Annotated in this window: 24 protein-coding genes; 9 read left to right on the forward strand and 15 right to left on the reverse strand. The window is 72.0% G+C overall.

Going from position 1 to position 23,986, the window contains the following annotated elements:
• Positions 1-1,125, reverse strand: coding sequence for a DUF6777 domain-containing protein (locus OHU35_RS01670; protein WP_359894479.1), 1,125 nt, complete (start codon positions 1,123-1,125; stop codon positions 1-3).
• 179 nt (positions 1,126-1,304) lie between these two features.
• Here OHU35_RS01670 and OHU35_RS01675 point away from each other — a divergent pair, with 179 nt between their 5' ends.
• A complete protein-coding gene (locus OHU35_RS01675; RefSeq protein WP_405504289.1) occupies positions 1,305-2,603 on the forward strand; it encodes a streptophobe family protein in 1,299 nt (432 codons plus the stop codon).
• A 10-nt stretch (positions 2,604-2,613) separates the two neighbouring features.
• Here the strand turns inward: OHU35_RS01675 and OHU35_RS01680 are convergent, their stop codons facing one another.
• The 4 genes from OHU35_RS01680 to OHU35_RS01695 are packed head-to-tail and all read right to left on the reverse strand — an operon-like array spanning position 2,614 to position 7,455.
• Positions 2,614-3,600, reverse strand: coding sequence for a serine/threonine-protein kinase (locus tag OHU35_RS01680; RefSeq protein WP_189725374.1), 987 nt, complete (start codon positions 3,598-3,600; stop codon positions 2,614-2,616).
• Entirely contained in the window at positions 3,597-4,658 is a 1,062-nt protein-coding gene (locus OHU35_RS01685; RefSeq protein ID WP_405504292.1) for a hypothetical protein, read from the reverse strand. Before OHU35_RS01685 ends, OHU35_RS01680 begins: the two co-directional genes overlap by 4 nt.
• Positions 4,659-4,667: 9 nt before the next feature.
• A complete protein-coding gene (locus OHU35_RS01690) occupies positions 4,668-6,998 on the reverse strand; it encodes an FHA domain-containing protein (RefSeq protein ID WP_189725373.1) in 2,331 nt (776 codons plus the stop codon).
• A 46-nt stretch (positions 6,999-7,044) separates the two neighbouring features.
• Positions 7,045-7,455 (reverse strand): hypothetical protein, encoded by a 411-nt coding sequence (locus tag OHU35_RS01695; protein ID WP_184595929.1) that lies wholly within the window; start codon positions 7,453-7,455, stop codon positions 7,045-7,047.
• Positions 7,456-7,857: 402 nt separating this feature from the next.
• Here OHU35_RS01695 and OHU35_RS01700 point away from each other — a divergent pair, with 402 nt between their 5' ends.
• Complete coding sequence (locus OHU35_RS01700) at positions 7,858-8,145, forward strand: DUF1905 domain-containing protein (RefSeq protein WP_189725372.1); 288 nt, start codon at positions 7,858-7,860, stop codon at positions 8,143-8,145.
• A 45-nt stretch (positions 8,146-8,190) separates the two neighbouring features.
• On the opposite strand, the gene mgrA is transcribed toward OHU35_RS01700, so the two are convergent.
• A complete protein-coding gene (gene mgrA / locus OHU35_RS01705) occupies positions 8,191-9,183 on the reverse strand; it encodes an L-glyceraldehyde 3-phosphate reductase (RefSeq protein WP_189725371.1) in 993 nt (330 codons plus the stop codon).
• 117 nt (positions 9,184-9,300) lie between these two features.
• Here mgrA and OHU35_RS01710 point away from each other — a divergent pair, with 117 nt between their 5' ends.
• From OHU35_RS01710 to OHU35_RS01720, 3 genes are all read left to right on the forward strand, one after another.
• Positions 9,301-10,215, forward strand: a complete 915-nt coding sequence (locus tag OHU35_RS01710; protein WP_189725370.1) for a LysR family transcriptional regulator — start codon at positions 9,301-9,303, stop codon at positions 10,213-10,215.
• Between the two features lie 67 nt (positions 10,216-10,282).
• Positions 10,283-11,782, forward strand: coding sequence for a carotenoid oxygenase family protein (locus OHU35_RS01715; RefSeq protein WP_189725369.1), 1,500 nt, complete (start codon positions 10,283-10,285; stop codon positions 11,780-11,782).
• A gap of 27 nt (positions 11,783-11,809) precedes the next feature.
• Complete coding sequence (locus tag OHU35_RS01720) at positions 11,810-12,325, forward strand: mycothiol transferase (protein WP_189725368.1); 516 nt, start codon at positions 11,810-11,812, stop codon at positions 12,323-12,325.
• Here the strand turns inward: OHU35_RS01720 and OHU35_RS01725 are convergent.
• Positions 12,307-13,386, reverse strand: coding sequence for an adenosine deaminase (locus tag OHU35_RS01725; RefSeq protein WP_189725367.1), 1,080 nt, complete (start codon positions 13,384-13,386; stop codon positions 12,307-12,309). The genes OHU35_RS01720 and OHU35_RS01725 overlap by 19 nt on opposite strands.
• Positions 13,387-13,431: 45 nt before the next feature.
• On the reverse strand, positions 13,432-13,824 hold the full coding sequence (locus OHU35_RS01730) for a VOC family protein (RefSeq protein ID WP_405504296.1): 393 nt from the start codon (positions 13,822-13,824) through the stop codon (positions 13,432-13,434).
• Positions 13,825-13,951: 127 nt separating this feature from the next.
• Between OHU35_RS01730 and OHU35_RS01735 the strand changes: the two genes are divergently transcribed.
• Together OHU35_RS01735 and OHU35_RS01740 are read left to right on the forward strand one after the other, a co-directional pair.
• On the forward strand, positions 13,952-14,347 hold the full coding sequence (locus OHU35_RS01735) for a tautomerase family protein (protein ID WP_405504298.1): 396 nt from the start codon (positions 13,952-13,954) through the stop codon (positions 14,345-14,347).
• A gap of 49 nt (positions 14,348-14,396) precedes the next feature.
• A complete protein-coding gene (locus OHU35_RS01740) occupies positions 14,397-14,855 on the forward strand; it encodes a pyridoxamine 5'-phosphate oxidase family protein (protein WP_405504299.1) in 459 nt (152 codons plus the stop codon).
• Here the strand turns inward: OHU35_RS01740 and OHU35_RS01745 are convergent.
• The 4 genes from OHU35_RS01745 to OHU35_RS01760 all read right to left on the reverse strand — a co-directional run bounded on the left by OHU35_RS01745 (position 14,852) and on the right by OHU35_RS01760 (position 18,786).
• Positions 14,852-15,769, reverse strand: a complete 918-nt coding sequence (locus OHU35_RS01745) for an oxidoreductase (protein ID WP_405504300.1) — start codon at positions 15,767-15,769, stop codon at positions 14,852-14,854. The genes OHU35_RS01740 and OHU35_RS01745 overlap by 4 nt on opposite strands.
• Positions 15,770-15,811: 42 nt before the next feature.
• Complete coding sequence (locus OHU35_RS01750) at positions 15,812-17,176, reverse strand: phospholipase (protein WP_405509158.1); 1,365 nt, start codon at positions 17,174-17,176, stop codon at positions 15,812-15,814.
• 86 nt (positions 17,177-17,262) lie between these two features.
• Positions 17,263-18,153 (reverse strand): glycoside hydrolase family 19 protein, encoded by an 891-nt coding sequence (locus tag OHU35_RS01755; RefSeq protein ID WP_189725362.1) that lies wholly within the window; start codon positions 18,151-18,153, stop codon positions 17,263-17,265.
• A 195-nt stretch (positions 18,154-18,348) separates the two neighbouring features.
• A complete protein-coding gene (locus OHU35_RS01760; RefSeq protein ID WP_189725361.1) occupies positions 18,349-18,786 on the reverse strand; it encodes a MarR family winged helix-turn-helix transcriptional regulator in 438 nt (145 codons plus the stop codon).
• Between the two features lie 77 nt (positions 18,787-18,863).
• On the opposite strand from OHU35_RS01760, the gene OHU35_RS01765 reads away from it, so the two are divergent.
• Positions 18,864-19,976 carry a substrate-binding domain-containing protein gene (locus tag OHU35_RS01765; RefSeq protein WP_359894495.1) on the forward strand — a complete coding sequence of 371 codons (1,113 nt, stop codon included), beginning with the start codon at positions 18,864-18,866 and terminating at the stop codon, positions 19,974-19,976.
• Positions 19,977-19,989: 13 nt separating this feature from the next.
• On the opposite strand, the gene OHU35_RS01770 is transcribed toward OHU35_RS01765, so the two are convergent.
• Complete coding sequence (locus tag OHU35_RS01770) at positions 19,990-21,183, reverse strand: RNA polymerase sigma factor (protein WP_405504303.1); 1,194 nt, start codon at positions 21,181-21,183, stop codon at positions 19,990-19,992.
• A complete protein-coding gene (locus OHU35_RS01775) occupies positions 21,180-21,530 on the reverse strand; it encodes a YciI family protein (protein ID WP_189725358.1) in 351 nt (116 codons plus the stop codon). The genes OHU35_RS01770 and OHU35_RS01775 overlap by 4 nt, the downstream gene beginning before the upstream one ends.
• A gap of 130 nt (positions 21,531-21,660) precedes the next feature.
• Here OHU35_RS01775 and OHU35_RS01780 point away from each other — a divergent pair, with 130 nt between their 5' ends.
• Complete coding sequence (locus OHU35_RS01780) at positions 21,661-22,710, forward strand: acyl-CoA dehydrogenase family protein (protein WP_405504305.1); 1,050 nt, start codon at positions 21,661-21,663, stop codon at positions 22,708-22,710.
• Here the strand turns inward: OHU35_RS01780 and OHU35_RS01785 are convergent.
• The gene (locus tag OHU35_RS01785) at positions 22,707-23,918 is read right to left on the reverse strand and encodes a serine hydrolase domain-containing protein (RefSeq protein WP_405504307.1); all 1,212 of its coding nucleotides are present in this window, start codon (positions 23,916-23,918) and stop codon (positions 22,707-22,709) included. The genes OHU35_RS01780 and OHU35_RS01785 overlap by 4 nt on opposite strands.
• Positions 23,919-23,986 lie beyond the last annotated feature (68 nt).

A 23,986-nucleotide genomic window follows, 5' to 3' on the forward strand; every position in this document is an offset into this window, starting at 1 on the left:
TCAGGAGGCCGGGGGCTGGTCCGTCGTGCCGCCACCGGTGTCTTCGCCGGTGTCGTTCCCGGTCGGGGGCGGCGAGTCATCCGCCGGCGGCGAGTCGCCCGTCGACGGTTCCGAAGACGTCTCCGTGGGCGTCGGTTCGCTCGAGGTCGGCCGCGACGAGGGCGAGCCGGTCGGCGTGGTGACGGTCGCCGACGGGGTGGGCTTGTCCGGTGGAGCGGTCTTGCGGTCGTTCTTGCCCGTGTCGCCCTTGTCGCGCTTGAACCACTCGCCGTCGGGCTCGCACATGACGAAGACGTCGACCGGCTCCTGAGCGGGCCTGACCTCGACGACGTCCGACGCCTTGTACCCCGCCCACTTGTCTCCGGTCGGCTTCTTCTGCTGGGGGGCCGGCGGGCTCAGCGGGTTGCCGCACGCGCAGCGCACCCGGGGCACGCCACGGTCGTCGACGAGCACGGCCGTGCCGGCCTGGAGGACCGCCTGGTACTGCGTGGCGCGGCCGTTCTTGTAGCCGTGGTTGGTGACCCAGGTGTCCATACGCAGCTGAACGGGGGTGAGCGAGCGCAGGTAGGCGGGGACTTCGGACGGGTCGATGCGCTGGACCGAGGCGAACGCGCGCTGCTTGTCCGGGGCCTGCTTGAGGTACGTGATCTGCTTCTCCACGTCGCAGCTGGCGACGTTGCGGGTGCCGCCGTACAGGCCGGGCGTCCCGCCCCGTACGGCCCGGACGGCGTTCTGCGGCGCCGATCCTCCGGGCTTCGGCGTGACCGACGGGGCGGAACTCTCCTTGGCCGTCGAGTCGGTGAACGGGTCCGGGCCGGTGTCGGCCGCGGGCTGCAGCAACACATCGCTGTCGGAGGTGCTGGTACCGCCGTCGGACGCGCCGGTGCCGCCGTCGGGGCGGGTGAACACCACGGCCAGGACCACGGCGGCCACGACCGCGCCGGCGATCAGCGCGACACGGGGTGCGGAGCCCCACCACGGGCGGCGGGGCTCCGGCGGCTCACCACCCCCGCTCGGGGGTTCGGAGGGCGGGCCGCCGCCTCCCGAGGGCGGCTGGGAGGGACCCGAAAGCGGGCCCGAGGGAGGTCCTGTGGGGCGACCGGACGACGGCGGTTCGACGCTCACGAGTTCTTCTTCCCACGTGGGTTCTGTGCGGCCTTGGCACACCCGAGGCGATCAGTCCTGATATATACCGCTTCTTCCACTACGAGTTCATTGTGTGCCCCGATCCCGTCCGGCCCGCAAGCCGACGCGGACGGACCTCCCGACGGGCGCCCGGCGCGGGCGCTGCTTAGCGTGGCAGCGTGAGTTCGCGCACCTCCTCCGGCCAGGCACGTACCTCCGGCGCGCGGGCCGTCGCCCGCCACGGCTGGGTGCACGCCCTCGGCACGGTGCTCGGCGGGCTGCTCGCCATGATGGTGGTGGCCACGCTCGGCCTGTGGGCCGCCGGGGCCGCGGACCTTCCGGACGGCGCGTTCGCCCCGGTCGTCATGGCGACCGTGGTCACCGCCGTCGGGGGCACGGTGAAGCTCTCCGGAAGCGCCGGTGACTTCGCCGACACACAGGCGGGACTGACCGTGATCCCGCTGTCCGTCACGCTCACCGGGGCGCTGGTGATCGCCTGGGGCTTCCTGCGTCCGCTGCGCCATCGCGCGGTCGCCGGCGCCGCGGAGCTGGCCGGCTGGGCCGCCAGGATCGCGGTCCTGTGGCTGCTCGCGCTGATCGGCCTGGCGCTCGCCGCCCGCCACACGTTCGCCCTCTCCCTCGGCGACGAGGAGATGGGGGAACTCGGCGACCTGTTCGGCGCCTCGCCGAAGATCGGTTTCACCACCGACGTTCCGCTGTCCGTGTTCGTCGGCCTGGTCTGGCTGGCCGGTGTGCTGGTGCTGGCCCTGCTGGTGTCGCATGCCGCCCCGTTGCCTGCCGGGCTGCTGCGCTTCCAGGCGTCGGTGCGGCCGGCCGCGTACGCGATGGTCGCGCTGCTGCTCGCCTATGTCGTCATCGGCGTGGTCATCGCGCTGGTCGTCGCGGCGACGCGGGGCCACGCGACGGAGACGTTCGCCGTGATTCTGCTCGGCATGCCCAACCTGGTGTGGCTGGCGCTGACGATCGGCCTCGGCGCGACCTGGACCGGCCGCGTGGAGGGGCCGTTCGGGCTGCCCATGCCGCAGGTGCTCGACGAGGTGCTGCGCACTCCGGACATCTCGGAGCTGAACCTGCGGACGCTCTCCGAGCACGACGGCCGGGTGTGGTGGCTGCTGGTCGTCGACGTGGTGCTGCTGCTGGCCGCGGCGTTCGTGATGGCGGCGCGGTCACCGGCCCGGGTCCGGGCCTGGCAGCACGCCGTGCACATGGCGGTCGCCCTCATGCTCACGGTGTTCATGATCTGCCTCGTCGGACGCATCTCCGCGCACTACGGCCTGTCCGTGCTCGGCATCGGCGACCTGGGCGGGGGCCTCGGGGGCGAACTCTTCCTCAGACCCCGGCTGTGGGGTGCCGTCGGGCTGGCCATCCCCTGGGGGCTGGTGACCGGATTCGCCGGGGCGCTGCTGGCACGGCACGTACGGCGCCGGGGTCAGGTCCGCTCCGACAGCGAGAGCTGACGCCGGGGCTCTACGTCCGCTGTGTGAAGACCGGCTCGGCCCAGCGCGGCGGCGGCTTCGGCCCTTCCTCCCCCGGCCCTCGGCCCGTCCGGGTGGGGGTGTGGCCGACGGCGGGCCCGCCGCCGGCCGTCGCGGCACGCAGAGCGGCGACGAAGGCGAGGCAGGACGGGTACCGGTCGTCGGGGCTCTTGGCGAGGGCCTTGGCGAGGACGGGGTCGAGCTGCGGGGCGAGGTCCGGCCGGGCCTCGGTCAGCGGCGGCGCTTCGTCGTACTGGTGGGCCCACAGCAGGGCCATGTCGTCGTCCCGGCGGAAGGGCGGATGGCCGGCGAGGATCTCGTAGACGACACAGGCGAAGCCGTACACGTCGCAGCGGGCGTCGACCGGGCGGCCCGAGATCTGCTCGGGGGCGACGTAGTCGAGCGTGCCGACGAACTGGCCGACCGTGGTGAAGCCGGTGAGCGACAGCGACTTCTTCGTCAGTCCGAAATCGGTGAGGTAGGCGTGCTCGGGGTGGTCGCTGTCGGTGCCGCGGGCCACCAGGATGTTGCCGGGCTTCACGTCCCGGTGCACCAGTCCGTGGTCATGGGCCGCGTCGAGCGCGGAGGCGACCTGGGCGGCTATCCGCAAGGTCGTGGCGGGCGTCAGCGGGCCCTCCCGGTCGAGGAGATGACGCAGGTCGCTGCCGACGACGTACCGCATGGCGATGTACAGCACGCCGTCCGTCTCACCGGCCTCGAAGACCGGCACGATGTGCGGGTGGTCGATCGCGGCGGCCGCGCGGGACTCGTGGGTGAAGCGGCGCCGGAAGGTGTCGTTGCGGGCGAGTTCCGGGGCGAGCAGCTTCAGGGCGACGGTGCGTTCCAGACGCAGGTCGCGGGCCCGGTACACGACGGCCATGCCGCCGCGCCCGATCTCCTTCTCGATCCGGTACCCGGCGATCTGCTGCCCCAGCAGCTCGGAGGGCCGCCCGGAGAACAGGCTCGTCTCGCGGGTCAACGGGTGTCACCCTCGGGCGACACGACCCGGGTGGGCTCAGACCCCACGATGCGCGTGGGCGGGGCCTCGGCGGGACCGTCCGGCTCCTCGGCCTCCTCTTCCACCTCTTCGGGAGACACGACACGCGTGGGCGGGGCGTCCGCGGGGCGGGCGGATTCCTGGCCTTCCTCGGCCCCCTCGGGGGACACGAGGCGAGTGGGCTCGGGGGCATCAGGCGACACCACCCGTGTCGGCTCGGGAGCCGCAGGCGGCACCGCACGCGCCGGTTCAGGCGCCTCGGGCGACACCACCCGCGTCGGCTCAGGCGCCTCGGGCGACACCGCACGCGTCGGCTCAGGCGCCGCAGGCGGCACCGCACGCGCCGGCTCAGGCGCCTCGGGCGACACCACCCGCGTCGGCTCGGGAGCCGCAGGCGGCACGCCCGGCGTGGGCGGCGCCCCGGCCGGATCCGCGGCCTCCTCGGCCCGAGGCCTCTCCTCAACCCAGGGCGGCTCCTCGACCGCCTCCGGGGGCACCACCCGCGTCGGTGTGGGCGCCGGCGCCGGGGTCTCGGACGGCCGGGACTCCGGCTGGGAACTCGGTGTCTCGTCCGTCGCGTACGTGGTCGCCCGAGTGCCCTCCGCGTACACCCAGTGCCCGTGCGCGGCGTCGTAGAGCCACACCGACTCGCCGTCGACGACGACGCCGATCCGCAGCCCGTGGGTGCGGGAGTGGAAGGCCTCCCGGTCGAGGCCGCCCGCGAGGTCCTCGACCGCGGACCGGTAGCGCGCCAGGGCCTCCTGCGTGCGGGTCAGCAGGGGACGTGAATCGGCGGTCCGGGTGAGCGGCCCGTCCGCTGCGGGCGGATCCTGCGGTACGGCGACCAGGCGGCGGCCGTCGACCCAGGCCGACCAGCCGTTGAAGCACAGCACATGTCCCCAGTCGCCCTGCTGCTCGACGAGCTGCACCGGCAGCAGGGGGTCGAGGTCCACGGTGGGCCGGGCCGGGTCGGGGGCCTCCCAGGCGGGCATCCCGTGCTGCGGGACGACGTGCGTGGGCCGGAAACCGGGAGTCGTCATGGGGGCTCCCTATTTCCGCATCACGGCCGGTTCGTGCCGGCGCAGCAGCCGGGACACGAGGAAGCCGAAGAGCGCCGACAGCACGACCAGCATCCCGACGTCGAGCAGCCACGTGCCCGCCGAGTGCTCGAAGAGCGCGTCCCTGGTCAGCTCATTGGGCACGATCCGGGCCAGCCCGACCGTGCCGGCCATCGCGGCCAGCGCCCAGCGCGCCGGCACCAGCCAGCCGAGTTGCTCGAGCCCGGGCACACCGCCCAGTTTCAGCAGGGCACCGCAGAAGACGACCTGGACGATGGCGACGAGCACGAGCAGCGGCATCGTCACCTCTTCCTTGCGCACCAGCGCCGAGATGAGCAGCCCGAGCATCATCGCCGTGAACGCCAGGAGCGCGACGGCGACCGTGATCTCCACCAGGGGCGGCATCAGCACGCCTTCGTCGCCGGGAGCGCGGAGGTCCACGCCGAGCAGGGCGACCAGCGTCAGCACCACCGCCTGCAGCACGGTGATGGCACCCAGGACGACGACCTTGGACATCAGGTACGCCGATCTGGACAGGCCCACCGCCCGTTCCCGCTGGTAGATCACGCGTTCCTTGACGAGCTCGCGCACGGCGTTGGCGGCGCCGGTGAGCACGGCGCCGACGCACAGGATGAGCAGGGTGTTCATCGCCGTGTCGAGGGTCAGCTTGCCGCCCGACAGGGCCCTCGCCATCACGCCCATCACGAACGGCAGGGCGATCATGATGATCAGGAACGTGCGGTCGGCGCTGAGCGCGGAGGCGTAGCGGCGCACCAGCGTGTTCAGCTGGGCGGCCCGGCTGCGCGGCCGGGGCGGCGCGGCGATCACGACGGGCTCGGACCGGGGCTGCCGGGGCTGGGCGGTGGCGTCGGCGATGTAGCGGTCCCGGAAGGGCGAGGCGCGGTAGTCCCCCGCCCAGTCCCGGTCCTTGTCCCGCTCGAAGGCCTCGAAGGCTTCGGGCCACTGCTCGAAGCCGAAGTACGCCAGGGCGTCCTCGGGTGGCCCGTAGTAGGCGGTCTTCCCGCCGGGCGCGAGCACGAGGAGCCGGTCGCACACGTCCAGGCTGAGCACGCTGTGGGTGACGACGATGACGGTTCGGCCGTCGTCGGCGAGGCCGCGCAGCATGTGCATCACCGAGCGGTCCATGCCGGGGTCGAGGCCGGAGGTCGGCTCGTCGAGGAACAGCAGCGACGGCTTGGTCAGCAGTTCCAGGGCCACGCTGACGCGCTTGCGCTGGCCGCCCGACAGGCTGTGCACGTGCTGGTCCGCGCGCTGTTCCAGGCCCAGTTCGCGGATCACCTCGTCGACCCGGGCGCGCCGCTCGGCCTTGGCCGTGTCCTGCGGGAAGCGCAGCTCGGCGGCGTAGGAGAGGGCTTTGCGGACGGTCAGCTGGGCGTGCAGGATGTCGTCCTGCGGGACGAGGCCGATGCGCTGGCGCAGCTCGGCGTAGTCGCGGTAGAGGTCACGGCCGTCGTAGAGGACGGTGCCGTGGTCGGCGGGCCGCTGGCCGGTGAGAGCGTTGAGGAGCGTGGACTTCCCGGCGCCGCTCGGGCCGACGACGGCGAGCAGGCACTTCTCCCCCACCGGGAACGACACGTGGTCGAGCAGCGTCTTGCGGCCGCGGTCGACGGTGACCGCGAGGTCCTGCACGTCGAGGGAGATCTCGCCGGTGTCGACGTACTCCTGGAGTTCGTCGCCGACGAGGCAGAACACCGAGTGGCCGATGCCGACGATGTCGCCCTGGCCGACGGGGGCGCTGGTGACGGGGCTGCCGTTGAGGTAGGTGCCGTTGTGGCTGCCCAGATCGGTGATCTGGTAGGTGCCGTCGGGCAGGGCGCGCAGCTCGGCGTGCCGGCGGGAGACCACCAGGTCGTCGATGACCAGGTCGTTGTCGGTGGCGCGGCCGATGCGGATGGTGCGGGCGGGCAGCGGCCGTACGGTGGTGGGCTGCCGGTAGGTGCCGGTCGCCGCCGGCATGGACACGGCGGAGGGGCGTTCCGGGGCCGGTGCGGGGCGGCCCAGCAGGACCACGCGCGGTCCGTCGGCCGGGTTGCCGAAGCGGATGACGGTGCCGGGACCGACGTCCCACTCCTGGATGCGGCGGCCCTCGGCGTAGGTGCCGTTGGTGCTGTTCTCGTCCTCGATGGTCCAGTGGCCGTCGGTGGGCCGCAGCACGGCGTGGTGCCAGGAGACCCGGTCGTCGTCGATGACGATGTCGCTCAACGGGTCGCGCCCTACGTGGTAGTCGCGACCCGGAATCATCACGGTGGAGTCCGTCTCGGTCTCCAGGACGAGTTCTGGTGCTACCGAAGACTGCGCCATGACCAAGATTCTACCGATTTGCCTGCTATATGCCTCTGCGAGCAGGTCAGGCCACGGGGATTCCCAGGCCGGGGGCCGTCCGCTGCATCCGCAGGGCGTCCACGGACTCGGCGAGCAGTTCGTACTCGGTGGTGTCGTCACTGGTGGCGATGCGCACCAGCCGTCCGGCCGCCAACTCCTCGGCGACCCGCTCCTGGTGACCGGGGTCGGCACACCAGGCGCGCAGTTGCGTGGGCACGTCGGGCACGGTGTCGGCGACCGGCACGAGCGCGCCCGGCGGTAAGTGCTCGGCGTCGGGCTGGGGGTCGAGGCGCTGGGCGATCCAGGAGGCGCGGTCGCGCAGCCACCACAGGGCGAGGGCGAGGGTGGGCGCCCGGTAGGTCCCCAGGGGCACTCCGATGCGGCGGCCGTCGCAGACTCCGTACGCAGTGACGTGACACAGGAACTCGTCGTGCACGTGACCTCCCCCGTTGCCCTGCCCGCCTGCCGGACTCGACTCTCCGCGGCTCGCGTGCTGTGCGTGAGGGCGCCGTCGCTCGATGTGAAAACGCTCTCGCAGGTCAGTATGTTCACTGCTGAAACACTGTCACCACGACTTTCCGGCCACTCTCCTGGCATATTCACACCCCGGGTTGGCCGAAACCCGGCGAGCGGCCTCCGGGCGCATGCCCCTGGGGGTATCGGGCGATCTCGCCGGGCGCGCGCAGGGTGGTCCGTATGGGGTCGCCATGAGCGGTGTTCCGGCACCTGACCAGCGGATACGGCCTATCGGGCCCCGGCCGAGGCGTGCGGGCGGCGATGAGTTTTCCCGCGTCCGGGGGTCTGATGGGTGAGAGGCCGCCGAGCACCGGAGGACATCATGGCCACGACCGGAGATCTGGACGCGGAGTTCACCGCGGTCCTGCGCAGAAGCCCCGCCGAGGGCGGCTGGACCTACCTGGTCTGGCCCCGGTCCGTCGAGTTCTTCGGCACCCGCGGCCTGGTGAAGGTCCGCGGGACGATCGACGGGCACCCGTTCCGCAGCTCGTTCATGGCACTGGGCGACGGCACGCACAAGCTGCCCGTGAAGGCCGAGATCCGCAAGGCCATCGGCAAGGAGGAGGGCGACACGGTGTCCGTGCGCCTGGAGGAGCGGATCGGCTCCTAGACGACTCGGCCGGGGGCGGCCGTCCGCCCCCGGCCGAGGAGACCGCTACTGCTTGACGATCGCGTCGATCCGGGCCAGCTCGTCCGCGTCGAAGTCCAGGTTGCGGATGGCGCCGACGCTGTCCTCGAGCTGCTGCGCGCTGCTCGCGCCGACCAGCGCGGAGGTGACCCGGCCGCCGCGCAGCACCCAGGCCAGCGCCAGCTGGGCCAGGGTCTGGCCGCGCGACTTCGCGATGTCGTTCAGGTCGCGCAGCCGGCCCACCAGTTCCTCGGTGAGCGCGTCCGAGTTCAGGAAGGGGCTGTCGCTCGCGGCCCGGGAACCCTCGGGGATGCCGTCGAGGTAGCGGGCGGAGAGCACGCCCTGCTCCAGCGGCGAGAAGACGATGGAGCCGACCTGGAGCTCGTCGAGGGCGTCGAGCAGGCCCTCCTCCTCGGGTCGGCGGTCCAGCATCGAGTAGCGCGGCTGGTGGATGAGGAGCGGGGTGCCCAGCTCGCCCAGGATGCGGGCGGCCTCGCGAGTCTGCTCGGCGGAGTAGTTGGAGACACCGACGTACAGCGCCTTGCCCTGCTGCACCGCCGAGTGCAGGGCGCCCATCGTCTCCTCCAGCGGAGTGTCCGGGTCGGGGCGGTGCGAGTAGAAGATGTCGACGTAGTCCAGGCCCATCCGCTTCAGGCTCTGGTCCAGCGAGGACAGCACGTACTTGCGCGAGCCCCACTCGCCGTACGGGCCGGGCCACATCAGGTAGCCGGCCTTGGTGGAGATCACCAGCTCGTCGCGGTACGCCGCGAAGTCCGACTTCAGGAACTCACCGAGCGCGGATTCGGCGGCGCCGGGCGGCGGGCCGTAGTTGTTGGCGAGGTCGAAGTGGGTGACGCCGAGGTCGAAGGCGCGGCGCAGGATGGCGCGCTGGGTCTCGACGGGCCGGTCCGGGCCGAAGTTGTGCCACAGGCCGAGCGAGAGCGCGGGGAGCTTCAGGCCGCTGCGTCCGGTGCGCCGGTAGGGCATGTCCGCGTAGCGGTCGGGGTGTGCGGTGTACAACGCGACTCCAGAGGGGTTGGCACGGTCGGGAAGAAACCGGTGTCCACTCTGGCGTGACCTGCTCCCATGCGTCCAACAGAAGAATCCGATGGAATTCAGCGGTTACGCTTCTCAGTCATGGAACTGCGCCACTTGCAGCACTTCGTCGCGGTCGCCGAGGACCAGCACTTCACCCGGGCGGCGGAACGCCTCCTGGTCTCCCAGTCGGGCCTGTCGGCCTCGATCCGGGCGCTGGAGCGGGAGCTGCAGACGCCGCTCTTCGTACGGACGACCCGCCGGGTGACGCTGACCCCGGCCGGGCGGGCGCTGCTCGGCGAGGCGGAGCGGATCCTGGCGCAGGTGCGCACGGCCCACGAGGCGGTGGCGGCGGTGCAGGGCGTGCTGCGCGGCATGCTCGCGCTCGGCAGCGAGCAGTGCGTCGCCGGGGTGAATGTGGCGGGGCTGCTGGCCACGTTCCGGAGGCAGCACCCGGATGTCGAGATCTGCCTGCGGCAGGCGGGCTCGGGGGCACTGGCGGAGGAGGTCGCGGCCGGGCGGCTCGACCTTGCCTTCGTGGTGCGGACCCAGGAGGACACCGACCAGCTGAGGTCCGTGCCGCTGACCAGTGAACCGATGACGGTCCTGTGCCATCCCAGCCACCGGCTCGCCGCCGCCGGTGCGTCCGTCACGCCGGCGGATCTGGGGGGCGAGGTGTTCGTCGACTTCCACCCGGACTGGGGGCCGCGCCGCACCACCGACGCCGCGTTCGCCGCGGCGGGCGTGCGGCGGACCGTCGCCCTGGAGGTGAACGACGTGCACAGCCTCCTCGACCTGGTGGACGAGGGCCTGGGCATCGCCGTCGTGCCTCGGCACTTCCGGCACAAGCGCGCGTCGCTGACCGCCCTGCCGGTGGAGGGCACCGGCGGGACCCCGTACGAGACCGTCGCCCTGCTGCCGCCCGCGCAGGCGACCAGTCCGGCCGCGCGGGCGCTGATGACCCTGCTGGAAACAGGGGGTCTGGCAACACCCCAGGACGGTGTCTGCCCCTCCTGACCCGGGCCGTCTCACGCCGCAGACTCGTGACCGCACCCCACGACAACTGCGGTCAGGAGTACGGAAAATGACGAACCACACGCGACGGAACGTACTGCGCGGCGCGGCCGCGATCACGGCGGCGGGCGGACTCGTCGGCACGGGGGCGGGAGCGCGGCCCGCCGTTGCGGCGCCGGCCCCGGCAAAGCGGCACTTCCCCTTTCTCGAGGGCGCGTTCAAGCCCGTCACCGAGGAACTGACGGCCTTCGACCTGCCGGTCACCGGCCGCGTCCCGCGCGAGCTGAACGGGCGCTACCTGCGCAACGGCCCCAACGTCCTGGGCCTGGAGGACCCGCGTGCCCATCACTGGATGCTCGGCGACGGCATGGTGCACGGCGTCCGGCTGCGCGACGGCCGCGCCGAGTGGTACCGCAACAGGTGGGTGCGCTCGTCCCAGGTGGCGAAGAAGCTCGGCGAGCCCTATCCGGGCCCGGTGCCGCCGGACGACTTCCCCTGCAACACCCATGTGATCCCCTACCGGGGACGGATCCTCGCGCTCCAGGAGAGCGGACCCCTGCCGTACGAACTCGACGACGAGCTCAACACCATCGGCACGTACGACTTCCGGGGCACCCTGAAGGGGCCGTTGACGGCACACACCAAGCTCGATGTGCACGCCGGTGAGCTGCACGCGATCGCCTACTACCCGGCCTGGGACCATGTGCGCCACCTCGTCGTCGACCCGACGGGCCGGGTCGCGCGCACCACGAAGATCCCGGTGGCGGACGCGCCGATGATCCACGACTTCGCGCTCACCGAGAACCACGTGGTCATCCTCGACATGCCGGTCACCTTCGACCCGGCGGGCGCCGAGCGCGGCGACATCGTGCCGTACGTCTGGAACAGGAAACACCCGGCGCGGGTCGGCGTCCTGCCGCGAGCAGGTGGTGCGGTGCGCTGGTTCGAGGTGGACCCGGTGTACTACTCGCACACCCTCAACGCCTATGAGGAGGGCCCGGACATCGTCATCGACATGACGAACTTCGACGCGCCCTTCCTCGTGGCCGGCCGTGGGTCGGGCGGGCCGTACGGAGCGGGGACCGCCCGGCTCGACCGCTGGACGATCGACCTGCGCCGCGGCCGGGTGCGCACGAAAACGCTCGACGACCGTCCCCAGGAGTTCCCGCGTGTGAACGAGGCGCTGGTGTCCCGCCGGCACCGCTACGGCTACACGGCGGCGTCCGCGGAGATGACACTGGCGTACCTGACCGCCGACGGCAACCCGCCCGACCGGGCCTTCGGCAACGCCCTGTTCAAGCACGATCTGCTGCGCGGCACGACGCAGGTGCACCGGCTGCCACGGGGCTCCGCGGCGAGCGAGGCCGTGTTCGTACCGTGCGACCCGGCCGACCCGGGCGCGGCCGAGGACGACGGCTACGCGATCGCGTACGTGCACGACCCCGACCGCGGCGCGTCGGACCTGGTGATCCTCTCGGCCCAGGACTTCACCGGCGAACCGGTCGCCCGGATCCAGCTGCCGGGGCGGGTGCCCCTGGGCTTCCACGGGAGCTGGGTCCCCGACGCGTGAGGTGACGCGATGGGCGATGGTGGACGTATGCATGCAAAGGACGTCCTCATCGAGGCTCACAGCCGCATCAGGGAAGAAGTCCACGCCACCGTCGAGGGGCTCGGGCCCGACGAGCTGGCCGCCCGCCCCTCCCCCGACGCCAACTCCGTCGCCTGGCTGGTCTGGCACCTCACCCGGGTCCAGGACGACCACTTCGCCGACGCCTTCGGCCTCGAGCAGGTGTGGCTGTCCCAGGACTGGGAGAAGCGCTTCGGGCTGGGCCTGTCCCGCCACGACACGGGCTACGGCCACAGTCCCGCCAAGGTCGCCAAGGTCCGGGTCGACTCGGGCGAGATGCTGACCGGCTACTACGACGCCGTGCACGACCAGAGCCTTACCGCCCTGCGCGGCCTGGCCGCCAAGGACCTGGAGCGGGTCGTCGACGAGCGCTGGGATCCGCCGGTCACCCTGGGGGTCCGGCTGGTCAGCGTCCTGTCTGATGATCTCCAGCACATCGGACAGGCCGCCTACCTGCGGGGACTGCTTCAGAGCGCGGCTTCGTAGCCGGGCAGCACGACGTCCCGGATGAGCGCGTTCCGCTCGTCGAAGGGGAGGAACGCGCTCTTCAGGGCGTTCACCGTGACCGTGCGCAGGTCCTCCACGCTCCAGCCCGCCTGCTCGACCAGCAGGGACATCTCGCGGGTCATCGTCGTGCCCGACACCAGCCGGTTGTCCGTGTTGAGGGTGACGCGGAAGCCGAGGTCCTTCAGCGCGGTGATCGGGTGCTCGGCGATGGAGGTCGCGGCGCCGGTCTGGAGGTTGGAGGTCGGGCACATCTCCAGGGCGATGCGCCGGTCGCGCACCCAGCCGGCGAGACGGCCGAGCTTGCCCGCCGCGAGGTCGGGGATGTCGTCGGTGATGCGCACGCCGTGCCCGATGCGCTGGGCGCCGCACACCTGGAGGGCCTGGTGGATGCTGGGCAGGCCGTGCGCCTCCCCGGCGTGGATGGTGAACGGCACGTTCTCGCGGCGCAGGTGCTCGAAGGCCGCGAGGTGGTCGGCGGGCGGGAACCCGTCCTCGGCACCGGCGATGTCGAAGCCGACGACACCGGCGTCCCGGAACGCCACGGCCAGGTCGGCGGCCTCCCGCACCCGGTCGAACATCCGCATCCCGCACAGCAGGGTGCCCACCCGCACCGGTGTGCCCGCGGCAGCCGCCTTCGCCATGCCCGCCGCGAGGCCCTCCTGGACCGTCTCCACGACCTCGGGCAGGGTCAGCCCGCCGTTCAGCATCAGCTCGGGGGCGTAGCGCACCTCGCCGTAGACGACACCGTCGGCGGCGAGGTCGAGGACGTACTCCTCGGCGGTGCGCAGCAGGCCCTCGCGGGTCTGCATGACGGCGAGGGTGTGCTCGAAGGTGGCGATGTAGCGCACCAGGTCGCCGGAGTTGGCTGCCTCGTAGTACCAGGCGGCGAGCTCGCCGGGGTCGGTGGTGGGCAGGGTGTGGCCGACCGCGTCCGCGAGCTCCACCACGGTGGCGGGGCGCAGGCCGCCGTCGAGGTGGTCGTGCAGCACGGCCTTCGGAAGCCGGCGGATCAGTTCGGCGTCTACGCGCGTAGCAGTCATGGCGGGTCTTTCCTTGAGCGGGTGGTTCGAAGCGAGGGGGGAAGGTCAGCCGGCGGGCTGGAGGAGATCCCAGCGGTTGCCGTACAGGTCTCGGAAGACGGCGACGACGCCGTACGGCTCGTGCCGCGGCTCCTCCAGGAAGGTGACGCCCGCGGCGGTCATCCGGGCGTGGTCGCGGGCGAAGTCGTCGGTGTGCAGGAAGAACCCGACCCGCCCGCCGGTCTGGTCCCCGACCCGGGCGGCCTGGGTCTCCCCCTTGGCGCGGGCGAGCAGCAGGCCACTGCCGGCTCCCGGGGCGCCGGGTTCGACGACGACCCAGCGGGATCCGTCGGGCCGGGGCGCGTCCTCGGCCAACCGGAATCCGAGGGCCTCGGTGTAGAAGCGGATCGCCTCGTCGTAGTCGTCGACGACGAGGGCGACCAGGGCGATACGTCTCATCGGGACCTCTCGGAGCGTGCGGTTGACGGGAGAGGTTATACGTAAAACGCACAGGACGCCAACTGTGTCCCGCATCTCTGTAACTACTAGTATGTACACTCGCGATCCACGACATCAGGGAGGCCCCATGCCCTTGGTCCGCATCGACACGCTCCGCGCCGGCCCCGAGCGCCTCGCCGCGATCGGCCGTGCCGTCCACGACGCCCTGAGGGAGGCGCTCGGCATTCCGCCCGACGACCGGTTCCAGATCCTGAGGGACCACGACGGCACGAGCGGCACGCTGCGATACGACGACTACCTCGGCGTGCACCGCGACGACGGCATCGTCTATGTCGCGATCACACTCCGCTCCGGTCGCACGCCCGCGCAGAAACAGGCGCTGTACCGGAGAATCGCCGAGCTCATCCAGGCGTACGCGAACACCGACCCGCGGAACGTCTTCGTCACCCTGACCGAGAACGAGTCGGCCGACTGGTCGCTGGGCGAGGGGCTGGCGCAGTACCTCGACGCCCCCAGGGCCTAGGGCCCCAGCCCGAGGCGGGATACCCGCCCCACCCGCTAGCGTCCCGTCCATGAAGATCGCCGAGCCACCTCGCACCCCCGAGCAGCGCAAGGCGGACCTGCTGGTCCGTCTGGAGCGGGAAATCGACATCTGGGTCGCCACGGCCGACGCCGAGGGGATGCCGTGTCTGGTTCCGCTGTGGTTCGTGTGGCACGACGAGGCCGTGTGGCTGTGCACCCGGCTGACCAACCCCACCGGCCGCAATCTGCGGGACGGCAGTCAGGCCCGGCTGGCCTTCGGGGACACCCGGGACGTCGTGCTCGTCGACGGCGACGTGGAGACCTTCACGTGCGCCGAGGTGCCGCCCGCCGCGGCCGAGGCGTTCCGTGCGAAGACCGGCTGGGATCCCCGCGAGGACCACGCGTCGTACGCGTTCTTCCAGGTGCGGCCGCGTGCGATGCAGGCGTGGTGCGAGGCGCACGAGTTGCCCCGCAGGCATCTCATGCGGGGCGGGAGCTGGGCGGTCTAGCCGCTCGCCCCAGCCCTCTGCCGCGGTGCGCCCAGCCGGTCCAGTTCCTCGTCGGTGAGGCGGATCGCACCCGCCGCCACGTTCTCCGCGAGGTGGTCGGGATTGCCGGTGCCGGGGATGGCGAGGACGTGCGGGCCCTGGTGCAGCGTCCAGGCGAGGCGGATCTGCGCGGGGCTCGCACCATGGGCGCGGGCCACGGCTCGCACCCCCTCGTCGTGGGCGGTGGTGGCACCGTGCTCCCCGCTCTCGCCGGCGACGGCGTAGAACGGCACGAAGGCGATGCCCTGTGCGCCGCAGATCCGCAGCAGTTCGTCGGCCGCGGGGTCGGGACGGTCGAGGGCGTACCGGTTCTGCACGCAGACCACGGGCGCGATGGCCTGCGCCTCGGCGAGGTGGCGGGGCTCGATGTCGGAGACCCCCAGGTGCCGGATCAGGCCCGCGTCCCGGAGCTGCGCGAGGACCCCGAAGTGCTCGGCGATCGAGTCGTACTTCGGCATCCGGCGCAGGTTGACGACGTCCAGGTGGTCGCGGCCGAGCTGGCGCAGATTCTCCTCGACGTGGCCGCGCAGATCCTCGGGGCGGGCCGAGGTGCCCCACTCCCCGTCGTAGGCCCGGTACGGGCCCACCTTGGTGACGATGACCAGGTCGTCGGGGTAGGGCCCCAGCGCGGTGTTGATGAGCTCGTTCGCGGAACGCAGCGACGAGAAGTAGAAGGCGGCCGTGTCGATGTGGTTCACGCCGAGGTCGATCGCCTTGCGCAGAACGGCGATCGACCGGTCGCGGTCGCTCGGTGTGCCGTGGTGGAAGGCGGCGCTGCCCGTCAGGCGCATGGCGCCGTAGCCGAGGCGGTGGACGGGCAGGTCGCCGAGTTTCCAGGTGCCCGCGGCGTCCGCGGTGATCGTCTGTGAGCTCATCGGCGGAGTCTCACACACGCCGCGCGGGCCGGTGGAGCCGTTTTACGGATAGGTGTACGAGTTGAGCGTGGCGACGGCGGAGGCCGGGTTGCCGCGGTCGTAGTGGTCCACGGCCAGGAAGTTGGGCTTCTTGCGGGCGGCCGGCTGGCAGAACCGCCGGGCGCGGTCGGCGAGTTTGGTGTTGTCCGTCGTGGCGGTGGAGGTGATGCCGGCGTCGCGGAAGTGGTTCATGACGAACAGCGGGCGGAAACCGGGTTCGGTGCGGGTCAGCGGGATGTTCGTGCCGGCGTCGTACCAGCGGCTGTAGCAGGACCAGTCGGAGGACCCGATGCCCGAGCCCATGGACCAGTAGTTCTCGACGGTCCATTCGCGCTGGTACATGACGCCGAAGCTGTCCCGGGTCAGCCCCGCCGCCTGGTCGGCGGAGCGGCTGTGGTCGGTGAAGATCAGCAGCCGGTCGCCGGCGGCGGCCAGGTCCGCCATGGTCGGCCAGCCGTTCTGCCGTACGCCGGTGCGGTCGGGCCGGTACAGCACGTCCGACAGGCCGTTGACGCGGGCGAGTTCCGCCCGCAGGACGCCCGGGTCGACGTAGTCCTCCAGGAAGACGGTGACGAACTGGTCGGGGTGGGCCTTCAGGAAGTCCACCATGCGCTGGAGGTCGACCCACAGGGCGACCGGCCTGCTGACGAGGGTGCAGCTGTTGTGGCAGAGGATCGCGCCGTCGGGGGTCTGGTGGACGTCGAGCATGAATCCGCGGACGCCGTCGGCGAGTTGCCGCTCGATGCCGCGGGTCTGGTTGGGCACGAGGTTGACGAAGGGCGGGGCGAAGCCGCCGTCGACGCCGTTGGCGTACGCGTTGTGCGAGGTGAGGAACGTGACCTGGTCCAGAGTGCGCTGGTCCTGCGGCGGCATCGCGCCGGTGGCGGGGTCGACGGGGGTGAGGTACCAGGCGGCGAGGTCGCCCGCCGGGCCGACAACGAGCCGGGCGGGGTAGGTGGCGTCGGACGGCTTGGGGGCCACCGTGAGGTGGCGCGCGGTGCCCGGGGCCTTGAGCGTGTAGCGGTCGGTTCCCGCCGGGGCGATCTCCCAGGCCGCGTCGGCGCTCGTACAGGCGACGGTCGCGGCCTGGTCGCCGTTGCGGCCGAGACAGGTGCCCGGTGTGTCGGTGTTCTCGAGGAGGGAGGAGGACCCGTTCTCCTTCAGCCGCCACTGCTGGCGGTCCTCGTTGCCGCGGGGTCTGTGCTGCTCGACCGCTCCGCCGTTGTCGGCCGCGTTGAGCCCGGTCGTTGCGCTCTGGACGTAGTACGTGCCCGGGGCCGGAACGGCGGTGGCAGCGGCGGGCGGCGGGGCCACGACCGCGGCGGCCAGCGCGGCGGTCGTGGCGAGCAGGGCGTGGGGGGTGCGCAGACGCATGAGGGATGCCCTTCGTCGGACTGATCCAGATTGATCAGGTGCATGACATCCTGCATGACACCACGCCCTGGGGTCCGGCGTCAGCAGTAGAGGTTGCCCCCGGGTGACGTCCCGAGGATCTGCGTGAACCGCTGGTAGTTGCTGACGCGGCTCTGCACCTGCGCCGGGTTCTTGCCGTCGCACTCCAGGGAGCCGTTGATGCTGCGGATGGTCTGGCCGAAGCCTGCGCTGTTCACCATGGCGTTGTGCGGGGTCATGGTCCCGGGGCCGGTCTGGGTGTTCCAGTACCACAGGGCCGTCTTCCAGGCGACGGCCGCGTCGTTCTGCACCAGCCAGGGGTTGTTCAGCAGGTCGATGCCGAGCGCGTCGCCCGCGGCCTTGTAGTTGAAGTTCCAGCTCAGCTGGATCGGGCCGCGCCCGTAGTAGGCGGCCTGGCCGGCCGGACAGCCGTAGGGCCGGCTCCAGTCGCAGTAGTGCGGGTAGTTGGCGGTGTTCTGCTCGACCACGTGCACCAGGCCGCCGGTCTCGTGGCTGACGTTGGCGAGGAAGGCGGCGGCCTCCTGCTTCTTCACCGTGTCGCTGCCGGTGTTGGCGAAACCGGGGTAGGCGCTCAGGGCCGCGGTGAGCCCGCTGTACGTGTAGAAGGGATTCCGGTTCGGGAACATCTGGTTGAACTGCGCCTCGGTGACGACGAAGCGCGCGTTGGGCGTGCCGGGACCGCTGTCGCAGGCGTACGGCTCCCAGTACCAGGTGCTGATGACCGGGTCGTAGCCCGGGTTGGCGTGCTCGGCGATGTACGCCTTCCCGTCGGTGTAGCGGACGATGTCGCCGGCCGCGTACGACTTGCCCGCCACCCAGTTCGGGTAGCTGGAGCACGCGGCGGCGGAGGCGTTCGAGGCGGGCAGCAGCACCGGGGCGGTGCCCGCGAGGGCGAGGGTGACCAGGACGGCGGACAGACGGCGTCTCGACACGGGCTCAACTCCTTTGCGGAGCACGGCCGCACCCGGCAAGGCAGGGCGAAGCAGAGCCTTGGCGCACATGCCGGCCGGGCCGGTCACGGCGTGGGGGCGGCCGTGGTGGGGGGTTGTGGAGGCACACTCAACCGCGTTGGTCTGTACCAGTCAAGGGTGTAGACCAGTCATCCGCGTGCGGGGCTGTCGGGGGGCTCACACGTGGGCCGACTCCGCCAGCGTCGCCGCGAGTCGGTCCAGCAGGGACCGCAGCAGTTCGTCGTCGCCGTCGCCGAGCGTGGGCCGGCCGGCGCGGACCGCTCGGTCGACGCGCTGCCAGTACTCCCGGCCGCGCGGGGTGAGGTGGGCGAGGATGCGGCGGCGGTCGAACGGGTCGACCCGGCGGTGCACGAGGTTCTGGTCGACAAGCTGGTCGACCAGCTTGGTCAGCGTCGGAGGCGGCAGGAAGGCGGCCTCCGCGAGCGCCGTCATGTGGTGCCCCTCGCCGTCGGACAGCAGGGCCAGCACCCGCCACGCGTCGAGCGAGCAGCCCTCCTCCCCCAGCACGGCCTGCAACCGCCGCGCCGCGAGCCGCTCGGCCCGCGTCAGCAGCTGCACCAGGTCGTCGGGCCGACGCGGGGGTGGGGTGGCCATGCCGCTCCTAGCTCAGAGGTGCGTCCATCGTAAGAGACGCACTGGAGTTCGCCTGACGGAGCCGGAATCATGACGCCATGTTCCGGCACGACCTCCCCGCGCCCGAGTGGTTCACGGCCGACGACTCCGTGCTCGGCGTGGCTCTCGTGTTTCCCCTGCAGGGGCCGGCCGGGATCTTCGGGCCCACGTGCGAGCTGTGCGCGCGGCTGGCCGCCGAGGAGGTCAACCGGGACGGCGGCGTGCTCGGCAGGGAACTGCGGCTGGTGCCGGTCGACGGCTCGGGCCCGCCGCACGGGGTCGCCGGCCAGGTCGAGGCGTTGGTGGACCTGGGCGTCGTGCAGGGCGTCACGGGCTGGCACATCTCCTCGGTGCGGCAGGCGCTGGCGCCGAGGATCGCGCACCGCGTCCCGTACGTGTACACGGCGCTGTACGAGGGCGGGGAGGACAGGGCGGGCGTGTTCCTGACGAGCGAGACCCCGCGCGATCAGCTGCGGCCCGCGATGGACCTGCTGGCGCACGAGCGCGGGGTGCGGCGGTGGTTCGTCGTCGGGAACGACTATGTGTGGCCGCGGCGTACGGCACGGGCGGCCCGGGCGTACGCCCGCGCGGCCGGCGGGTGTGTCGCCGGTGAGGCCTATCTCCCGCTCGGCACCGACGACTTCGAGCCGGTGCTGCGCCGCGTCGAGCGCGCGGACGCCGACGGGGTGCTGATGCTGCTCGTCGGCAGCGACGCGGTGCGCTTCAACCGGGCGTTCACGGCGTACGGCCTGCACGCGCGCTGTCTGCGGCTGAGCACGCTGATGGACGAGAACATGCTGTTGGCGAGCGGCCCGGCGGCCACCGAGGATCTCTACAGCACGGCCGGTTTCTTCGCCTCGCTGGCCAACGGGGACACCCTCGACTTCCACGGGCGGTACGCGGCCCGCTACGGCGTCGAGGCTCCCGCCCTCGGCAGCCTGGGCGAATCCTGCTACGAGGGCGTGCTGTTGCTGGCCGCGCTGCTGAGAAGGGCCGGGACGCTGGACGTGTCGGCGATCGGCGCGGCGGCGGGCGCGGTGTCGTACGAGGGTCCGCGCGGGCTGCTGCACCTGCGGGACAGTCATGTGCGCCAGCGCATCTACCTGGCTCGTGCCGACGGTCTCGACTTCGACGTGCTCACGGAGCTGGAGCCGCGCGGCTCACGTCCCTGACCGGGTCGTCCGGTCAGCGCCGGGTGAGCGCTGTCCTGCGGCGGTCGAGGAACGCGCGTTCCGCCGGGTTCTCCGCGAGCGCGAGGGCCGCGTCGTACGCCGCTACGGCTTCGGTGTCGCGGCCCAGGCGGCGCAGCAGGTCGGCGCGGACGGCGTGCAGGACGTGGTAGCCGTCGAGGTCGAGTGTGGCCACGAGGTCCAGGGCAGGCCCGGGGCCCTCGGTCTCGGCGACGGCGACGGCCCGGTTCAGGGCCACGACGGGGCTCGGGGCGAGGGTCATGAGCTGGTCGTAGAGCTGCCGGATCTGGGCCCAGTCGGTGGCGTCTCCGGTCGGCGCGTCGCTGTGCACGGCCTGGACGGCGGCCTGGATCTGGTAGGGCCCCGGCCGGTCGCGGCGCAGGCAGCGGCGGACGAGTTCCTGTCCCTCGGTGATCAGGTCGCGGTCCCAGCGGGCCCGGTCCTGCTCGGGCAGCGGCACCAGTTCGCCCTGGTCGCTCTCGCGGGCGTCGCGGCGCGCCTCGACGAGAAGCATCAGCGCGAGCAGGCCGGTCGCCTCGGGCTCGTCCGGCATGAGTCCGGCCAGGAGGCGGCCGAGCCGTACGGCTTCGGCGCACAGGTCGGGCGAGCCCTCGTACCCCTGGTTGAAGATCAGGTACACGACGGCCAGGACCCCGCCGAGCCGGTCGGGCAGGTCGGCGTCGCGGGGCACCCGGTACGGGATCCCGGCGTCGCGGATCTTCGCCTTCGCCCGGACCAGCCGCTGAGCCATCGTCGGCTCCGGTACGAGGAAGGCGCGGGCGATCTGCGCGGTGGTGAGCCCGCCGAGCAGGCGCAGGGTCAGGGCGACGCGGGCCTGGAGGGAGAGCGCGGGGTGGCAGCAGGTGAAGATCAGGCGGAGCCGGTCGTCGCGCACGGGACCCTCCTCGGGCGGTGCGCCGGAGGCGTGCAGCAGGGCGGCCTCGGCGTGCCGGGCCGGTCTGGACGACTCGCGGCGCAGCCGGTCGACGGCCCGGTTCCGGGCCGTGGTGATGATCCACCCGGCCGGGCTGGGCGGAACGCCGGTCTCCGGCCAGCGCCGCACGGCCGTGGTGAAGGCGTCCTGGACCGCTTCCTCGGCGAGGTCGATGTCGCCGAGGAAGCGGACCAGGACGGCGACCGCGCGGCCGTACTCGGCGCGGAAGACCGCCTCGACGTCCACACCCGTCATTCGGCGCCGCCCATGAAGGGGCGCACCTCGATCGGCAGGGTGGTTGCCAGGGCCGCCTTGCGCCCCCACTCCAGGGCGGCGTCCAGGTCGGGCGCCCTGACGAGGCAGATGCCGCCGAGCACCTCCTTGCCCTCGGCGTACGGGCCGTCGGTGATCAGGACGTCGCCGTCGCGTGGGCGCAGCACGGTGGAGGACTCCGGGCCGTGCAGCCCTCCGGCGAAGACCCAGGCACCCGCCTCGCGCAGCTCCTGGTGGAAGGCGTCGAGGTTCTCGCCGATCTCTTCGAGGACCTCGGGGGCGGGCGGATCGCCGACCGGCTGCATCACGCTGAGCAGGTAGTACTTCATGACGGCCTCCATGGCGTCCTTGTGCCGGGCTCTCGGGGTATGCGGGTGTCGGGGTGTCCTTGCACCTCCTACACGAACGACACACCCCCGGATCGACACCCCGCGCCGCGCGACCGGGAGAATTTCTCCCATGACCACCACACCCCATCCCCTCGTCACCCGCACACAGCGACTGGCGCACGATCTCCTCGTCCCGCACGCCGAGCGCGTCGACCAGGAGGGTGTGCCGGCGAGCCATATCGAGGCCGTGAAGCGGGCCGGGCTGCTCGGGGTGGGCGCCCCCGAGGAGTACGGCGGGGCGGACGCGCCCGTCGAGGTGGCGCGAGAGACAGCGGAGATCCTGGCCGGGGCGTGCTGCTCCACATGGTTCGTGCAGACACAGCACCACACACCGGTGAAGCTGCTCGCCACATATGAATCGCCCGTCCGCGAGAAGCTCCTGCGTCCGCTGGCGACCGGCGAGGTGATGGCCGGTATCGCGTACGCCCATATCCGCGCCTTCCCCCGCGTCCCCGTGCGGGCGGTGCCCGAGCGGGGCGGCTGGCGCTTCGAGGGAACGGTGCCCTGGTTCACGGGCTGGGGCCTGAACGACGTGATGCTGCTGGCCGGTGTGACGGACACGGAAGAGGTGGTGTTCGGCTTCGCCGAGGCCCGCGAGCAGCCGGGGCTGTCCCCGTCGGCGCCGATGCGGCTCGCGGCCTTCACCGCCGCCCGTACGGTCTCCCTGGCACTGGACGGCCTGTGGGTGCCGGACGAGGCCGTCGTGCTGCGCGTGCCGCGGAAGGAGTTCGCCCTGGTCGACCTGCCCAGGGCCGCCAACGCCAGTCCGGCCGTCTTCGGGGTGGCGTACGCGGCGCTCGACCTGGTGGCGGACACCCCGGACGGCCAGGAGACGGCCCGCTCGCTGCGGGTCCGGCTCGACGAGGTCCGGCGGGAGGCCTATGCGCTGGCCGACCACCCGGCCCCGCACGAGTGCGTCCCGGAACGCCTGGCTGTGAAGACACGGGCTTACGACCTCATGCGTGCGGCCACGACCGCGGCGGTCGTGGCCGGGGGCGGCCGGTCCATGGCTCTGGACAGCCGGGCGCAGCGGCTGGCCCGCGAGGGGATGTTCCTGCTGGTGCAGGGCCAGACGGCCGAGTCACGCCGGACACACCTCGGGGCGCTGGCCTCCGGCTAGCCGAGCTGAGGCAGGAGCGGCTTGTCGGTCGGACTTCCGGTCGGGGAAGGGGCCTTGCCGCAGAACTCCGCTTCGATCACATCGACGTAGAGCGATCCGTCCTGGAGCCAGTCGCCGTTGATGTTGAACGTCATCTGGTGCTTGCCGTCCTGTGTGCCCACCATCGCGGACAGGGAGCCGTTGGTACGGCCGCTCTTGCCCACCACCTTCACCCCGCAGGACAGCTCCGCGAACTCCACTCCGAGTCCGTACCCGATGCCGCCCCCCGCCGGGACCTCGTCGAGCATCTCCTTCATCTGGGCCCGTGGCAACAACTCGCCCTTGATCAGGGATCGTTGGAACCGATTGAGGTCACCGCTGGTGGAGATGACGTCGCCGGCCGCGCCCAGCCAGGTCATGTTCTGTTCGGTGGCGTCGTGGATCTCGGCGTCCGGGGCCTCCTCATGGAGCCGGGAGTAGCCGACGGGGTGCGGCTTCGGCATCTTCGGCGACGTCCCGGGGAAGGACGTCCCGCGCAGCTTCAGCGGCCGGATGACGCGCCGGGTGATCTCCTGGGCGTAGGAGCGGCCCGTCGCCTTCTCGATGACCATCCCGGCGATGACGAAGTTGGTGTTGGAGTACACCGGCGCCCTCTCCGGGTCGGGCAGCGGCGGGTACTTCAGCGCGATCGCCACGAGTTCCTCGGGCGTGTGGGTGTCGTACCGGTGCTGCGGGAAGCCGGGGCCGGCGGCGCCGTGGATGAACGCGGGATCGTCGGTGTAGTTGGCGATGCCGCTGGTGTGGTTGAGGAGCCCGCGCAGGGTGATCCTGCTGCCGTCGTAGCCGTTGCCCCGCACCAGGCCGGGCAGCCACGACTCGACCGTGTCGTCCAGGTCGAGTCTCCCTTCGGCCTCCAACTGGAGCAGGACGGTCGCGACGAACGTCTTGGTGATGCTGGCGCCGCGGAAATGGTCGGCGGGGGAACGCTTGCGCCCGGTGCCGGTGTCCGCGTGGCCGGACACGGCGGACCAACTCTCCTTGTGGTCGCGAACCTTGGCCGCCACCCCGGGGAGTCCGCCCTTCTCGACCAGATCCCGCAGGGCGGTTCGGGTCGCCTCGTGGCCGTGCTGAGCCTGTGCCGCGTGGGCGGACGGGGCGAGTGCCGCCGTTCCGGCGGACAACGCCACGGCCAAGGCTAAGGAGACGGTGCGTGCGCTTCGCTGCTTCATACGTGTGTGCCTCCTGGTCACCAAGGGGCAGGGCTTGCCCCTTGGTGCGGAGGACGCCGAAGTCGGGC

This window comes from Streptomyces purpurascens (assembly GCF_045040895.1).
GTDB lineage: Bacteria > Actinomycetota > Actinomycetes > Streptomycetales > Streptomycetaceae > Streptomyces > Streptomyces purpurascens.

What these genes read in the sequence shown, in the direction of transcription:
- OHU35_RS01685 (WP_405504292.1), bottom strand. Translation starts at nt 4,658, where the DNA reads ATGACGACTCCCGGTTTCCGGCCCACGCACGTCGTCCCGCAGCACGGG.
- OHU35_RS01690 (WP_189725373.1), bottom strand. Translation starts at nt 6,998, where the DNA reads ATGGCGCAGTCTTCGGTAGCACCAGAACTCGTCCTGGAGACCGAGACG.
- OHU35_RS01700 (WP_189725372.1), top strand. Translation starts at nt 7,858, where the DNA reads ATGGCCACGACCGGAGATCTGGACGCGGAGTTCACCGCGGTCCTGCGC.
- OHU35_RS01710 (WP_189725370.1), top strand. Translation starts at nt 9,301, where the DNA reads ATGGAACTGCGCCACTTGCAGCACTTCGTCGCGGTCGCCGAGGACCAG.
- OHU35_RS01715 (WP_189725369.1), top strand. Translation starts at nt 10,283, where the DNA reads ATGACGAACCACACGCGACGGAACGTACTGCGCGGCGCGGCCGCGATC.
- OHU35_RS01720 (WP_189725368.1), top strand. Translation starts at nt 11,810, where the DNA reads ATGCATGCAAAGGACGTCCTCATCGAGGCTCACAGCCGCATCAGGGAA.
- OHU35_RS01725 (WP_189725367.1), bottom strand. Translation starts at nt 13,386, where the DNA reads ATGACTGCTACGCGCGTAGACGCCGAACTGATCCGCCGGCTTCCGAAG.
- OHU35_RS01730 (WP_405504296.1), bottom strand. Translation starts at nt 13,824, where the DNA reads ATGAGACGTATCGCCCTGGTCGCCCTCGTCGTCGACGACTACGACGAG.
- OHU35_RS01735 (WP_405504298.1), top strand. Translation starts at nt 13,952, where the DNA reads ATGCCCTTGGTCCGCATCGACACGCTCCGCGCCGGCCCCGAGCGCCTC.
- OHU35_RS01740 (WP_405504299.1), top strand. Translation starts at nt 14,397, where the DNA reads ATGAAGATCGCCGAGCCACCTCGCACCCCCGAGCAGCGCAAGGCGGAC.
- OHU35_RS01745 (WP_405504300.1), bottom strand. Translation starts at nt 15,769, where the DNA reads ATGAGCTCACAGACGATCACCGCGGACGCCGCGGGCACCTGGAAACTC.
- OHU35_RS01760 (WP_189725361.1), bottom strand. Translation starts at nt 18,786, where the DNA reads ATGGCCACCCCACCCCCGCGTCGGCCCGACGACCTGGTGCAGCTGCTG.
- OHU35_RS01765 (WP_359894495.1), top strand. Translation starts at nt 18,864, where the DNA reads ATGTTCCGGCACGACCTCCCCGCGCCCGAGTGGTTCACGGCCGACGAC.
- OHU35_RS01770 (WP_405504303.1), bottom strand. Translation starts at nt 21,183, where the DNA reads ATGACGGGTGTGGACGTCGAGGCGGTCTTCCGCGCCGAGTACGGCCGC.
- OHU35_RS01775 (WP_189725358.1), bottom strand. Translation starts at nt 21,530, where the DNA reads ATGAAGTACTACCTGCTCAGCGTGATGCAGCCGGTCGGCGATCCGCCC.
- OHU35_RS01780 (WP_405504305.1), top strand. Translation starts at nt 21,661, where the DNA reads ATGACCACCACACCCCATCCCCTCGTCACCCGCACACAGCGACTGGCG.
- OHU35_RS01785 (WP_405504307.1), bottom strand. Translation starts at nt 23,918, where the DNA reads ATGAAGCAGCGAAGCGCACGCACCGTCTCCTTAGCCTTGGCCGTGGCG.